The 13,842-nt window shown below is 60.1% G+C and carries 13 protein-coding genes and 1 pseudogene; 4 read left to right on the top strand and 10 right to left on the bottom strand.

All coding sequences use genetic code 11. The features are described 5' to 3' along the window. Window positions 1-6: 6 nt before the first annotated feature. The 8 genes from ACMXYI_RS11635 to ACMXYI_RS11600 all read right to left on the bottom strand — a co-directional run bounded on the left by ACMXYI_RS11635 (window position 7) and on the right by ACMXYI_RS11600 (window position 8,129). A complete protein-coding gene (locus tag ACMXYI_RS11635; RefSeq protein WP_415773303.1) occupies window positions 7-2,436 on the bottom strand; it encodes a TonB-dependent siderophore receptor in 2,430 nt (809 codons plus the stop codon). Between the two features lie 158 nt (window positions 2,437-2,594). After that, window positions 2,595-3,584: a FecR family protein gene (locus ACMXYI_RS11630; protein ID WP_415773302.1), complete on the bottom strand. Its 990-nt coding sequence runs from the start codon at window positions 3,582-3,584 to the stop codon at window positions 2,595-2,597. After that, complete coding sequence (locus tag ACMXYI_RS11625; protein ID WP_415773301.1) at window positions 3,581-4,144, bottom strand: RNA polymerase sigma factor; 564 nt, start codon at window positions 4,142-4,144, stop codon at window positions 3,581-3,583. The genes ACMXYI_RS11630 and ACMXYI_RS11625 overlap by 4 nt, the downstream gene beginning before the upstream one ends. A 4-nt stretch (window positions 4,145-4,148) precedes the next feature. After that, window positions 4,149-4,475, bottom strand: a complete 327-nt coding sequence (locus ACMXYI_RS11620) for a DUF3325 domain-containing protein (RefSeq protein ID WP_415773300.1) — start codon at window positions 4,473-4,475, stop codon at window positions 4,149-4,151. After that, on the bottom strand, window positions 4,476-6,056 hold the full coding sequence (locus ACMXYI_RS11615) for a PepSY-associated TM helix domain-containing protein (protein WP_415773299.1): 1,581 nt from the start codon (window positions 6,054-6,056) through the stop codon (window positions 4,476-4,478). Then, window positions 6,053-6,358, bottom strand: coding sequence for a DUF3649 domain-containing protein (locus ACMXYI_RS11610; RefSeq protein ID WP_415773298.1), 306 nt, complete (start codon window positions 6,356-6,358; stop codon window positions 6,053-6,055). The genes ACMXYI_RS11615 and ACMXYI_RS11610 overlap by 4 nt, the downstream gene beginning before the upstream one ends. A 202-nt stretch (window positions 6,359-6,560) precedes the next feature. Continuing rightward, window positions 6,561-6,968: an HPF/RaiA family ribosome-associated protein gene (locus ACMXYI_RS11605; protein ID WP_008150614.1), complete on the bottom strand. Its 408-nt coding sequence runs from the start codon at window positions 6,966-6,968 to the stop codon at window positions 6,561-6,563. Window positions 6,969-7,181: 213 nt separating this feature from the next. After that, on the bottom strand, window positions 7,182-8,129 hold the full coding sequence (locus tag ACMXYI_RS11600) for a LysR substrate-binding domain-containing protein (protein WP_008150625.1): 948 nt from the start codon (window positions 8,127-8,129) through the stop codon (window positions 7,182-7,184). A 135-nt stretch (window positions 8,130-8,264) separates the two neighbouring features. Between ACMXYI_RS11600 and ACMXYI_RS11595 the strand changes: the two genes are divergently transcribed. The 3 genes from ACMXYI_RS11595 (at window position 8,265) to ACMXYI_RS11585 (ending at window position 11,540) form a co-directional block, all read left to right on the top strand. Beyond that, the gene (locus tag ACMXYI_RS11595; RefSeq protein ID WP_415773297.1) at window positions 8,265-9,641 is read left to right on the top strand and encodes an L-serine ammonia-lyase; all 1,377 of its coding nucleotides are present in this window, start codon (window positions 8,265-8,267) and stop codon (window positions 9,639-9,641) included. 62 nt (window positions 9,642-9,703) lie between these two features. After that, the gene (locus ACMXYI_RS11590; protein ID WP_415773296.1) at window positions 9,704-11,005 is read left to right on the top strand and encodes an HAAAP family serine/threonine permease; all 1,302 of its coding nucleotides are present in this window, start codon (window positions 9,704-9,706) and stop codon (window positions 11,003-11,005) included. A 217-nt stretch (window positions 11,006-11,222) separates the two neighbouring features. Further along, on the top strand, window positions 11,223-11,540 hold the full coding sequence (locus tag ACMXYI_RS11585) for a DUF3509 domain-containing protein (RefSeq protein WP_415773295.1): 318 nt from the start codon (window positions 11,223-11,225) through the stop codon (window positions 11,538-11,540). Here the strand turns inward: ACMXYI_RS11585 and ACMXYI_RS11580 are convergent. Continuing rightward, window positions 11,537-12,037 (bottom strand): phosphate-starvation-inducible protein PsiE, encoded by a 501-nt coding sequence (locus tag ACMXYI_RS11580; protein ID WP_415773294.1) that lies wholly within the window; start codon window positions 12,035-12,037, stop codon window positions 11,537-11,539. The genes ACMXYI_RS11585 and ACMXYI_RS11580 overlap by 4 nt on opposite strands. Before the next feature lie 278 nt (window positions 12,038-12,315). Here ACMXYI_RS11580 and ACMXYI_RS11575 point away from each other — a divergent pair. After that, window positions 12,316-12,570: pseudogene (locus tag ACMXYI_RS11575) on the top strand (YebG family protein); the annotation flags it as partial. Between the two features lie 162 nt (window positions 12,571-12,732). On the opposite strand, the gene ACMXYI_RS11570 reads toward ACMXYI_RS11575, so the two are convergent. Next, a complete protein-coding gene (locus ACMXYI_RS11570; protein WP_415773293.1) occupies window positions 12,733-13,842 on the bottom strand; it encodes a dihydrolipoamide acetyltransferase family protein in 1,110 nt (369 codons plus the stop codon).

The following is a 13,842-nucleotide window of genomic DNA, read 5'->3' as shown; positions in this document are numbered from 1 at the left end:
GCTGCCTCAGAACTCCAACGTGCTCGACAACGAAATCTGCCGCGAATCCCCCATCGACACAAAGAACCGACTCGCCGCCGAGGTGTAGTAGGTGCGGTCAAACAGGTTCTTCACGTTGAGCTGGAACTTGACCTTCTGCCCTTCGACTTTGGTGTCGTACGTGGCGAATGCATCGGCCACGGTGTAGCTCGGCAGGTCGAAATCGTTTACAGCGTTACCCGCTCGCTCACCGACATACCGCGCACCCGCGCCAATCCGCAGCTGATCGCCACCGACGATAGTGCCGAAGTCATAAACCGCCGACAGCGAGCCGCTATTCTTCGCTACGTTCTGCAGTTTTTTGCCTTTGTAGATCGGGTCTTCGGTAACTTCGGCATCGGTGTAGGCATAGCTGCCGATCATGCTCCAGCGATCACTCAGTTGACCGCTCAGGTCCACTTCCAGACCACGGGAACGCACTTCGCCGGCGGCGCTGTAGATCGTCACCGGACCTTCGGAGTTGGCCACCAGCACGTTGCGTTTCTTGATGTCGAACAGCGCGACGTTACCGGTGACGCGGCCCGGCATGTCGAGCTTGGCGCCGATTTCCCAGGACTTGGCTTCTTCCGGCGCGACGCTGCCGTCCAGCACGGTGCTGCTGCCGCTCAACGGCGCGATGGTCGAGTTGGGTTTGAACGACTCGGTGTAGCTGCCGTAGAACGACAGTTCATCGGTGTAGCGATACACCAGACCGGCGCGAGGCACCCATTTCTGGCCGTTGCTGTCGGTGTTGGCCTTGAACGGCACGCCTTTGCCGGCGTACTGGTCGTATTCCTGGAAGCGCGCGCCAGCGACGAAAATCCATTGATCGGTCAGGTGGATCGAGTCCTGGAGGAAGATCGAATCGCTGCGCAGTTTATCGGTTTGGGCACTGTCCGCCGGGCTGACGGTGGTGCCGGCGACTTCTCGGCCGTACACCGGGTTGATGTAACTGAAGGTGCTCTGGCTTTTTTGGCGGATCAGGTCTTCGCGGTAGATCTTGCGGTACTCGTCGTCGACGCCGAACACCAGGTCATGTTTCATCCCCGCGAGCTGGACATTGCCTTCAAGGCTGGCGGTGGTGAAGCGGTCGGTGCTGATCGCGTTCTGAGTGCCGTCCATGCTGCGAGTCAGGGTGCCTTTCTTGGTGTCGATGGCAGTGATGCGCACCTGGCTGGCGTCGTAGGTTTCGCGGTTCCAGCTGTAACCGAAGTGGGCTTTCCAATTGTCGTTGAGCTCGTGATCGGCCTCGAAGTGATACAGGTCCGAGCGCCCTTCCATGTTGTTGAACGGCTCGTCGAGGCGACGCTCGCGGGAGATGTCCAGCGGATGGTTGTCACGCGGGTCGATGATCGTGCCGCGGTCGAACGGGGTCAGAAACTCGCGGTGTTCGTAGGCGAACAGCAGCTTGGTGCTTTCGCCGAACCAGGCCAGTGACGGCGCTACCAATGTCTCGCGGTGAGTGCCGAAGTTGCGCCAGTAATCTTCGTCTTCGTGGTCCAGGACCATGCGGTAAGCCAACCCGGAATCACCCAACGCGCCAGTGCTGTCGAGGCCGCCACCGCTGCCGTTTTTGCCGTCACCATAGGTCGAGCCACGCAGGGTCAACGCGTTGTACTGCTCAAGCTCGGGTTTCTTGCTGACCATGTTGACCACGCCACCCGGGTCTTGAATGCCGTAAAGCAGCGAGGCCGGGCCCTTGAGTACTTCGACCCGGTCCACGGTCGCGTTCATGCCACGGCCCTGCACGATCGGCATGCCGTCGCGCATGATCGAGCCGTTGCGGTTGTCGCCGAAGCCGCGAGTCATCACCGAGTCCTGAGTGCTCGCCAGTGTGTTGCCTTGAGTAATGCCGCTGACGTTGGCCAGCGCGTCATCCAGATTGCGCGGCGCTTGATCACGAATGACCTGGGCCGGAACCACGTTGACGGTCTGGGGGATTTCCTGAAGCAAGGCCGAGGAGCGCATCACCAAACTGGTGGGCGGCGGCTGATAGCTCATGGATTGATCGGCCACCGAGGTGATGGTGGTCGCGCCCAGGTTCAAGGCGCCCTCGGTAGGTAACGGTTCCAGCACCAACGTGTGGCCGTCGGTACGGCGGAAGGTAAAACCCGAACCGCCGAGCAAACGCTGCATCGCCTGTTCGGCGCTCAACTGACCATTGATCGCCGGGGCGGTTAGACCGTAAGGCGCCTCATCGGTGTAGATGACGCTGATGCCGGTGATCCGGCTGAAGTCGCTCAAGGCCTGGGGCAACGGTTTGGCGGCCATTGCGAAGCTGAACTGCGCACTCTGCCTGGCACTGCCGGCCTCAGCCGCCACCGCCACACTCAACGGCAGCAATGCCAATGCCGAAAAGCTCAAGGCACACGTACCCAACCATTGTTTGACCGAACCCGATTTTGCCCTGGACTTCATTACTCATGACCTGTGTAGAACCGCTACGGATGCGAATGACTCGCAGTTTCAGTCACTACACGAATGGCGTCGGGGTTTACCTCACCAGAATTCTGAAAATATTTTCAAAACACCTCGATCGTTCCCACGCTCTGCGTGGGAACGATCGGTTATGTGCCTCAACGAAGAATAATCAGATGCCCCAAAACCTTGTGCTGCTCAAACCCCAACACCCCTCGCAACGAACTCAACACCGCCTGCGGATCCTTGCTCGGAAAGCTGCCACTGACCCGCCGCGCCGCGAGTTCATCATTGAACAGCACAATCCGTCCCGGGTAATACCGCCCCAGGTCTTGCACCACGTCGGCGAGTGTCGCCTTGTAGTAATTGAGCCAACCCTGACGCCACGCCAACTGCGCTTCGCTGTCGACACTGTGGAGTTGTTCCGCCGAGCCTTCGCCATAGGCCACTTGCTGGCCAGCGATGAGGATTTGCTGCGCGGCGTTCTTGTCCGCCGTCACACCAACCCGCCCGGACAACACCGTGACCTGCGCGCCGTGCGGTTGCAGACGGACTTCGAACTGAGTCCCCAGCACCCGCGCTTGACCCTTTTCAGCATCCACCACAAACGGCTCACCGGTGTGGGTCACGCTGAAAAATCCGGCGCCACGCCGCAGCTGAACGTGCCGCTCGCCACGACTGAAATCCACGGCAATTGCACTGTCGGCGTCCAAGGTGACTTGCGACTGATCCGCCAACGTGACGGTGCGAATCTCCCCCGGCGCCGACACATAGTCCGCGCCCAGATCATCGACCCAGCGCGATGGTTGCCAGCCAGCACCGAAGCCGATCATGAGCACCAGACACGCCGCCATCGCCAACGCACCGGACCAACGCCGAACGCTGGTACGGCGCGAGCGATTCATGGCGTTGAGGTAACCCTGCAAGGCAAACGCGTCTTCATCGGCCAACGTTCGGGCCGGTGTTTCGGTCAACTCCCACACCACTTGCGCCTGGGCGTAAGCCTCGGCATGGGCGGGGTCGGCCTGTAACCAATGGCTGAAGGTGGCCTGATCGCCGCTGCTGGGCTGATCATGCAACAGACTCAGCCAGGCGAAGGCCGCCTGTTCCTGAGCAGGCGTCGGGGTGACGCGTTCGGTGTTGTTCACAATGCTTTCCCTGGCGTGCGCGGTTCGGGTTCCCGCAGGCTGGCCTTGCAAGCCTCGAGGGCGCGCATCATATGTTTTTCCACGGCGCTTTGGGACAAACCCATGGCCTTGGCGATCTCGGCGTATTTGCGCCCGTGAATACGGTTGAGCAAAAAAATCTGCCGCGTGCGCTCGGGCAGCGCGCGCAACGCCGCTTCGACGTGACGCAAGTCGTTGCCGGCCTCCAACGCCGCTTGCGGTTCGCTGCCGTGGCTGTCCGGTTGATCCGGCATCCAGCCCTCGTTGACCCGCACCCGCGTGCCTTCGCTGCGCAAATGGTCGATGGCGATGTTGCCGGCGCAGCGCAACAGGTAAGTACTGAGCTCTTCGACCTGCACCAGCGGTCGACGCCAGAAGCGCACGAACAAGTCCTGCACCAGGTCCGCGGCCGTCGCCCGACACCCGACTCGGCGGCTCACCAGCGCTTCCATTTGCGAACGCTGGGAAAGGAACACCTGCAGGAAATGCGCACGCGCACCGTGATGTTCATCGTCATGGGATTCCGGTGGACTGGTGATCATCAGGTCAGCCCTTTGCAAACACGGCGACGGGGCTGGCGAGCAGACTCAAACCGGCCAACACCAAGGCCAGGCGCGGGCGATACGGCATCAACAACACCAGCAGCAAAGCGCTGAGCATCAACACCGCAAACCACTCCACCAATCCAAGTCCCCAGCCCGTCGACGACACCGCAGCCCACAGCGATAACGCCAGCAACAGCCAGCCACTGAGTTTCATCCCCTGGCGGCGACGAGCCGAGGGCTTGCGCCCCAACAGTTCGGCGTGATGCCAATCCATGGATAAACAGAGCGCGGTGAAACCGCCGTAGCACAGCAACAAGGCCAAGAACATTCAGTGCGCCTCTTGCTCAAGCATTATCGATTTCCCCCGCGGTCGGGTGACGATTCCAGGCTGCGCCGCGCGCTGCATTTTCCACGCAGCCCACGCGAAAAACAGACCACTGCCCAGGCACGTCAGATCGAAACCGGCCATGGCCCAATCGCCCTGAATCAGGCTGACGCCCAAGTGATAAGGCGTGGTCAGCGCGTTCAGCAGCGGCACCGCACAGAACAGCAACGCCGCCAGTGCCAACTGTTCGATCCACGCTGCACGACCACGGCGGACCATGGCGTGCAACACACTCAAGCCCCAAACGATGAAGAAGCTGTTCACTTCCCAATCCGCCCGCCCGGCCATTGCGACCGGCAACAATCGATTGGCCCAAAAGAACGCCGCCACCGCGACCATCAACCCCGACATGCTGGCGATGTTCAGGACTTCCACCAGTCGCAATTCAAACGGCATCACGCCGCTCTTCACATGTTTGAGCTGACGCTTGCCGAGCCAGATCACCAGCCCGGTACCGATCATCGCGGTGCCCGCCAAACCACAAATGAAGTACAGCCAGCGCAACACCGGACCGGCGAAATGGCCCATGTGCAAACCATAGAAACTGCCGGCAATCGCCATTGGCAGTGCTTGCTTCGGCGTCGTGCTGAGTAGCTGCCCGGTCACGCCGTTGAAGGTCAACGCGCTGCCAAAGTCGTGGACCACTCGGTCGGCGCCGTCACGCGCAAGAATGACCGAGGCATTCGCATCGCCCGGATTGTTGACCGTCAGCCGCCCGGCCCGCCCGCCCGACCATTGCTCGCTGGCCCTTTCCAGCAGCGGTGCCAACGGTGCCAACTGGCCCGGTTTGCCTGCCATTTCGGGCGTATTGGACGCCGGAAACACCTCATCGTAAAACGCCTCGGCATCACCTTTGTACGCGGCAAGGATGCTCGCCGGCATCACCATCGACATGAAAATCACCAGGCTGCTGTAAGTGATCATCAGATGAAATGGCAACACCAGAACGCCCACCGCGTTGTGCCCGTCGAGCCAGGAGCGCTGGCCCTTGCGCGGTCGGAAGGTGAAGAAGTCCTTGAAGATTTTCTTGTGGGTGATGATCCCGCTGATCAGCGCGACGAACATCACCATCGCTGCGATGGTCGACAGCCAGCGCCCCCACGGATAGGACATCTGCAACTGAAAGTGGAAGCGGTAAAAGAACTCGCCACCGCGTGTGTCCCGGCCCTGCACTTCTGCGCCGGTTTGCGGGTCGAGGAGTTTTTCGCTGAATTGACCGCGCGTGCCGGGCTTGGCCGGTGCTTGCTGCCACCTCACCGACAGCCCGGGTTCGCGAGCATCCGGTAAATCGATGAGCCATCGCGAGGCACCCGCGGCGTGCTGCTCAAGGTAGTGCTGGGCCAGGGTCAGACTGGCTTCGGAGGACAGCGAACGGGCGGGAATTTCCGGCTGCATCCAGTGGCTGATCTCATCCTTGAAATAGGCGAGCGTGCCGGTCAGGAAAATCGCGAACAGCAGCCAGCCGAAGATCAACCCGGCCCAGGTGTGCAGCCAGGCCATGGCCTGTCGAAAGCCCTCTTTCATAAGTGGCCCATCCAGTAGGCCAGCCCCGACACCGCTGCCAAAACCAGGCTCGACACGATCAATCCGAACCAGGCTTGCCACGCACTGCGACAGGCAAAGCACCAGAGTACGGCGACCAGATACACCAGAAACGAGGTCATCATCCCGGTGACCACCGCTTCGCCACGAGCCATGGGCAGCCACATCGTCAGACTGACACTGGCCAATGCCGCGACGAGGTAACCCCCCAGCACAGCGGCCAGCACTCGGGAAGTGACGGCCAGGCGGTAGGAAACGGGGAGCGCGGTGATTTTGCCTTTCATGTTTCGACCTTGAAACGGGTGAAGCCTCGTGAATGTCACGGAGCCAACAAGGCCGCAATATTAATGATAAATATTCTCATGTGCAAAAGAGATCCGACGGGATCGTTGTTACAGCAGTCAGCGGTCAGTCAGCACAAACAAGAACGGGCCTGCATAAGCAGGCCCGTTTTCAGTAGTGGAAAGGTAAAAAATTAATCAGGCTTCAACCGTTTTGCGCAGCCTGTTCGTTCTCGAGAAACTCGTCTTCCAGCAGCGCATCGGCTGCGACTCTTTCGAACGGCACCACAGCGGCACGTGGTTTGCCCCGCAGTTTGCCGAACAGGTGCTCAAGCGCATGTTCAAGTTTTTCGGCCGCACCGTCGATCGCCAGTTCCAGGTTTGCGGCTTTGTGGGTGACAGAAATCGGTTGGTGGCCTTTTGGCCGCGCTTCCAGCTGACAGCGCATGTCATGGGGACCGGGCTTGTCGCCGTTCTCGTCCCGCAGATGAACCTCGACGCGTGTCAGGTCCTCTTCATAACGTTCGAGCGTGCTCTCAATGGTAGTACGTACCCACTCCTCCAGTCGGATGCTGCTTTGAATATGGTTATCGCTGTTGACTTGGATTTGCATAGTTCATCCCTTATTTCAGCTAGCTCGCGAGAGGCCCTTCGGCTGGCCCTTGGGCTTCATCACCGTGACCTCTTGGTTACACAATCGGTCTGCTCGCAGAACAATTCAACCCCTAAAAAAAGATAAATTTTCATACGCAAAAAAAGCCGGACAAGGAGCAAAAGCGCTGTTAAGGTCGGGAGTTGGGTCGCCTGACTCTTTTGTCACAATTGCTCACATCTGCCGCTCCGCCAGCGGATGCAGGCTTCGAAATATCCCCGCCTCCTCCACCAGCCAGTCATGCACCGCGCGCACGCCCGGATGGCTCAGCGCCCCCGGCGCATAGAGCAGTACGTACCGCTTGTGATTGGGCACCGCCAGGCCAAACGGCACGATCAACGTCCCCCGCTCCAGCTCATCGTTCAGCAACGTTCGCCGCGCAATCGCCACGCCCATGCCGGCAATCGCCGCTTCGATGGTCAGGTGATTGCGATTGAAGGTGTGCCCGCGCCGCACGTCCGCACCTTCGAAGCCGATGGCGTTGAGGTAGAACTCCCATTCCGCGTACTCGTAACTGCCGCGCCAGGCGGTGATGTCGTGCAGCAACGGGAAATGCATCAGGTCCGCCGGGCCATGCAGCGGCGGCCGACCGCGCAGCAGGCTTGGGGCACAGACCGGAAATATCTGTTCGTCGAGCAAGGTTGTGGATAACAAACCGGGATAGCTGCCGTCATTCAGGTCGATGGCCAGGTCGAAGTCACCTTCGTGCAATGGCACGCTGCTGTCCTCGGCCACCAGGCGTAACTGAATGTCCGGGAATCGCTGCTGCAAACGTGGCAGACGTGGGGTCAACCATTTGCTGAGGAACGACGGAATCGAACGTACCCGCAGAATCCCGCTGATCATTCCGGCGTCCAGTCGTCGCAATTCCGCATCGATGCTGCCGTAAGCCTCGTTGACCGTGATGGCCAGTCGCTGGCCTTCGGCGCTCAGTTCCACACCGCGAGCGCGACGATGAAACAGGCGAAAGCCCAGTCGCTCTTCCAGTTGTCGAATCTGCTGGCTGACCGCACCCGGCGTGATGTGCAGTTCTTCGGCGCATCGGGTGAACGACAAGTGCCGCGCGGCACAGGAAAACACGTGCAGCCAGACGTAAGTCTGGGCGTGCAATTGGCGACTCATTGTTTAGTCCTGCTAAAGGCTGTCTTAGGAAGTTTCGTTGGTCACGTAGGACCGAGGTAGGCAGTATCGCCGACATTGCGCTTGTCCTACAAAAATGGCAGCGATTCCTCTTCCATTGCTTGTATAGGCTTTAGCATGGCTATCAGTGTTTTCGATCTCTTCAAAGTCGGCATCGGTCCGTCCAGTTCCCACACCGTCGGCCCGATGCGCGCCGCCGCGACCTTCGCCCAAGCCCTGATTGACCAACAATTGCTGGCCGACGTACGGCGCGTAGAAATCCGGCTTTATGGCTCGCTGTCGGCGACCGGCGTCGGTCACGCCACCGATCGCGCCTGCGTCATGGGCCTGATGGGCGAGTGGCCGGACAGCATCGATCCCACGTCTATCGACAGTCGAATCCAGACCCTGCGCGAAACCGGCGAACTGTCTCTGGCAGGCAAAACCACCATCGCCTTCAACTGGCAACACGATCTCCTGCTGCTCGACGAGAGCCTGCCCTACCACCCCAATGCGATGTCCCTGACAGCCTTCGGCGAAACCGGTGAGTTGTCGGAGCAAACGTACTACTCGATCGGTGGCGGTTTCATCATCGAAGCGGCCGAAGCCGAGTCCGGTATCGCGCCAACCAGCGACGTGGTGCTGCCGTACGATTTTTCCAGCGCCGCCGAATTACTCAAGCTCTGCAACTTGCATGGCCTGCGCGTTTCCGAGTTGATGATGGCCAACGAATTGGCCTGGCGCAGCGAAGCCGAAATCCGTCAGGGCCTGCTGCACATCTGGTCTGTGATGCGCGAATGCGTCGAGCAAGGGTTGCGCCATGAAGGCATCCTGCCCGGCGGTCTGAATGTTCCCCGTCGCGCGGCGAAATTGCACCGCAGCCTGCTGGAAATCGGCAAGCCGAATGTCATCACCTCCACGCTGTCGGCCATGGAGTGGGTCAACCTGTTTGCCCTCGCCGTGAACGAAGAAAACGCGGCCGGCGGGCGCATGGTCACGGCGCCGACCAACGGCGCGGCGGGGATCATTCCGGCGGTGCTGCACTACTACATGAAATTCAACCCGGACGCGTCGGACGATGACGTGGTGGCGTTCTTTTTGGGCGCTGCAGCCGTAGGCATTCTCTGCAAGAAAAACGCGTCTATCTCCGGCGCCGAAGTTGGCTGTCAGGGTGAAGTCGGCTCCGCCTGCGCCATGGCAGCTGCCGGTCTGGCGGACGTGCTCGGCGCCACGCCCGAGCAACTGGAAAACGCCGCCGAAATCGGCCTGGAACACAACCTCGGCCTGACCTGCGACCCGGTCGGTGGCCTGGTGCAAGTGCCGTGCATCGAGCGCAACGCCATCGCGGCCGTGAAGGCGATCAACGCCACGCAAATGGCCCTGCGCGGCGACGGCAAACACTTCATTTCCCTGGACCGGGTCATCCGCACCATGCGCGATACCGGCGCCGACATGCATGACAAATACAAAGAGACTTCACGGGGCGGCCTGGCGGTGAGCTGGGTGGAGTGCTGAGGAGCATTCCCTGACCGCCTGCAACACGTGAGCCCGAGCAAGAACAATAACGAGGCCAAACGATGACCGATGTACGTACACCTGCTGCCGATAATCCTGCTGTAGACCTGACACGCAATAGCGAAATAACCCACAAAGGCTGGAGTAAACACGACACCACCTGGATGCTCGGCCTCTATGGCACAGCCATCGGCGCCGGCACGCTTTTCCTGCCGATCAACGCCGGCGTAGGCGGTTTCTGGCCGCTGCTCATCCTGGCAGTGCTGGCCTTCCCGATGACCTTCTTCGCCCACCGCGGCCTGACCCGCTTCGTGTTGTCCGGGCGTTCCGGGGACATCACCGAGGTCGTGGAAGAACACTTTGGCATCGGCGCCGGCAAGCTGATCACGCTGCTGTATTTCTTCGCGATCTTTCCGATTCTGCTGGTGTACAGCGTGGCGCTGACCAACACCTTGAGCAGCTTCATGGAGCATCAGTTGCACATCGCCCCGCCACCACGGGCGATTCTGTCGCTGGTGCTGATCCTCGGTCTGATGGCAATCGTCCGTTGCGGCCAGGGTGTCATCGTCAAATGCATGAGCGTGCTGGTTTACCCGTTTGTCGCGGCGTTGCTGCTGCTCGGTTTCAGCCTGATCCCAAACTGGAACGGTGCATTCTTCGCCACCGCCAGTGAAGGCATGGCCATGCCGCTGTTCTTCAAGACCTTGTGGCTGGCAATCCCGGTGATGGTGTTCTCGTTCAACCATTCGCCGATCATCTCCGCCTTCTCCGTCGATCAGAAACAGCGTTACGGCGAACAGGCCGAACGCAAAAGCGGCGGCATCCTCGCCATCGCCCACGCGATGATGGTGGTGACGGTGATGTTCTTCTGCTTCAGCTGCGTACTGGCCCTGTCCCCGGCTGATTTGGCGGCGGCGAAGGCGCAGAACATCTCGATCCTGTCGTACCTGGCCAACCACTTCCAGACCCCGGTAATCGCTTACGCCGCGCCTCTGATTGCGCTGGTGGCAATCACCAAGTCCTTCCTCGGCCATTACATCGGCGCCAGCGAAGGCTTTCAGGGCCTGATCGTGAAAAGCCTGCGCGGTCGTGGCCGGGTGATGTCGGCGAGCTGGCTGAACCGCGTGACCGCGCTGTTCATGATCCTCAGCTGCTGGGCCGTGGCGACGTTCAACCCGAGCATCCTCGGCATGATCGAAACCCTCGGCGGGCCGATCATCGCGTGCCTGTTGTTCCTGATGCCGATGTACGCCATCCGCCGCGTGCCGGCCTTGCGCCAGTACTCGGGTCAGGCCTCGAACGTGTTCGTGGTGTTGATCGGTTTGATTGCACTGTCTGCGATCATCTACTCATTCATGCCCTGAAACGGGCAGGCAAAAAGAAGGCGGGCCTCAGAGCCCGCCTCTTTTTTGCCGTGTCTATTGTTCGACAATTTTTCCGGCATGCCACTTGCTACGTCACTGCTGAGGCAAAAAGGACTTTTTAAAATCTCAGCGAACGGCCTGCCGATGGTCTGGTATTGCGAACCAACCCGATCATGGCCGGTCAACAACTGCACGTTCAATCAGGCGGTGACGCATCATGGACAACCCTTTTCAGCTCATTACCGATGCTTTTGCAGCGGATTATCAGATCAACCTGAGCATTCAGGGTCTGGATGGCGCCATCATGCTGACCCTGTCCAACAGCGGTCACGTGGTCGCCAAACGGATGATCAGCGCCGAACAACGCAATGACCCCCAGCGCCTCAAACGCCTGGTGCAAAGCATTCAATTCGGCATCGCCATCGAACAGGGCCACAGCGCCGTGGCCATCCTCGAAGCCATGACCGACGGCGACAATTGCAACCTGCCGCCGCCACGCGTCAAGGGCCACAGCCGACCAGCCATGCGGCTTTAAAGCTCGCCCTTCTCCACTTCAGGATGCTCACCGGAACCCGCACCGATCTTGCGTTGCGGGTGTTCGATCTTCACCGAAGGGAATTGCGACGAGGCGTAACGCACCACCAGAATCGCAAACGCCAGCAGCAGAATCCCGCCGCACAGGTAGATGATGCCGATATCCGGCGGGTTGTGGTGCGAGACGTTAGAGATCAGCAGCCGCGTCAGCGCAGTGATCGCCACGTAGATCAGGAAACGCACCGGCATGTGGTTGGTCTTGAAATAAATCCCGACCATCGCCCCCAGTTCCAGGTAGATGAACAGCAACAAGATGTCATCGATCTTGATGTGCCCTTCTTCGATCATCCCCAGAAATTCCATCACCGCCGCCCACGCGGTGACTGCACCGATGGCGAAGAGCGCCAGGTAATGGAAGGTCTCGACGAACAGGTTGCCCAAGGACTCGGCCAGTTGGTGCACGTTCTGCCGCAGGTTCTCGGCCCAGTTGATTTTCACGATGATTCTTCCTTAGCTCGGTTCGAGCGGATGATGCGGGTTTGACGTGACGGTTGTTCTGCATGCAGAAAAAAGGCCAGAGGCGCCTGCCACATGATGGCGAGGTGCTCTAAAACGCGCTCCGTGGCGTTTGGTCGCACCTGCACCTCACAAACCCTGATTTCGGTCTACATTAAAAAGCCACTACCCAAAGCGCAGGGATTCGCTTATCCTTTTCGCTGTATATAAATACAGTGCTCGAATAAGACAACTTAATGTGAAGGCATGTGAGGTGGTGAATGGCCGTCGAAGTGGTATACCGCAGCAGCCGAGATCTGGAGCGCTTGTTCATGGATAAAGCCGAAGCTGACCGTCATGACAAAATGCTCGAACTGGCCGAGTTGCTGGCTGAAGTGTTGCAGAAAGCCGTTCCGTCCCTGACCGAACAGCAAGTGGAAGAAGCCGGGATCTACATGGCGAAGAACCGCGATGTGTTCGCCAAGGCGTTCAAGAGCCAGCCGGACGCGTTGTCCGAATTGCTCAATGCGCCTGCTGAAGTCGTTGAAAAGGCTGCCCCCGTTGAGGCGCCTGCACCTGTTGAAGTCGCTGAGCCGACCAAGCCAGCTAAAGCCCCCAAGGCTGCCAAGTAAGCAACGCCCGAATTGAATAGGCCCTGAGTCAAATGGCTCAGGGCCTTTTTCATGCCTGCGAAAAACTTAAGCTTCGGGTTGTTCCAGCGCCTCAACCAGCGCCTTGAAGAAACGCGCCGCCTCGCCCCCGGTCACCACGCGATGATCGAAGGTCAGGGACAGCGGCAGGACCGGATGCGCCACCACCGCGCCGTCAACCGCCACCGGTTCGTCGCGAATCGCGCCAGCGGCGAGGATTGCCACTTGAGGCGGCACCACCACCGGGTTGGCGTAGCGGCCGAACAAGGTGCCGAAATTCGACAACGTCAGGGTCGCCCCCATCATTTCCTTGGGCGGAATCGATCGCGCCTGCACGTCGGCCCTTAATCGCATGACGCCTTCCTTCAAGTCAGCCGGGGTGCGATGACCGACATCGCGCAGCACTGGCACGAACAGGCCGTCCGGGGTGTCCACGGCGATACCCAAATCGAGCCGTTCGTGTTGTTTGAGCGAGAGGCTTTTGCCATCGAAGGCACTGTTGAGCACCGGCTCCACGGCGCACGCGGCCGCCATCGCTTTGGCGAGACGAATCAACGGTTCGCGTGCCTGCCCCCAGCGATGCAAGTCGGCGTCACCGAAAATCGTCACCGGTACGACTTCGGCGTGGGACCGGGCCATATTCAGCGCCATGCTGCGCCGCACACCGCGCAACCGTTCGCCGCCGAAGCGATCCAGTTCAGTTTGAGCCGCGTTTTCCACATCCGTGCGGGTGATCTGCCCCTCGTGGCCGGAGCCCGTCAACCCGCTCAACTCCACGCCGAGTTGCCGGGCCAGTTGCCGTACGGCCGGCGTAGCACGGGTCGCCAGATGCTCGCGGGTCGAAGGTGCGGCACCGATAAAAAACGAATCCTCCTGACTGCTGCCGCCGCCTTCGAGTCGCCCCACTACGGTGCCCGCATCGGCTTCGCCTTCGTAGCCGAGCAAGGGTTCACCGACGTGAATGATGTCGCCCTCGCCGCCGTAGAGTTTTGCCACCACGCCGTCATACGGCGCGGGAATTTCCACCAAGGCTTTGGCGGTTTCCACCGACACCAGCAGTTGATCGGCCTTGACGGTATCGCCGACTGCGACGTGCCAGCGGACGATTTCCGCCTCCTGCAAACCTTCGCCCAGATCCGGCAGTTTGAAATATTTCAT

The sequence above is a fragment of the Pseudomonas lyxosi genome (assembly GCF_047758685.1).
In the GTDB taxonomy this organism is placed as follows: domain Bacteria; phylum Pseudomonadota; class Gammaproteobacteria; order Pseudomonadales; family Pseudomonadaceae; genus Aquipseudomonas; species Aquipseudomonas lyxosi.
The sequence above is the reverse complement of the archived record's forward strand: the minus strand, read 5'-3'. Positions and strand labels throughout refer to the sequence as shown.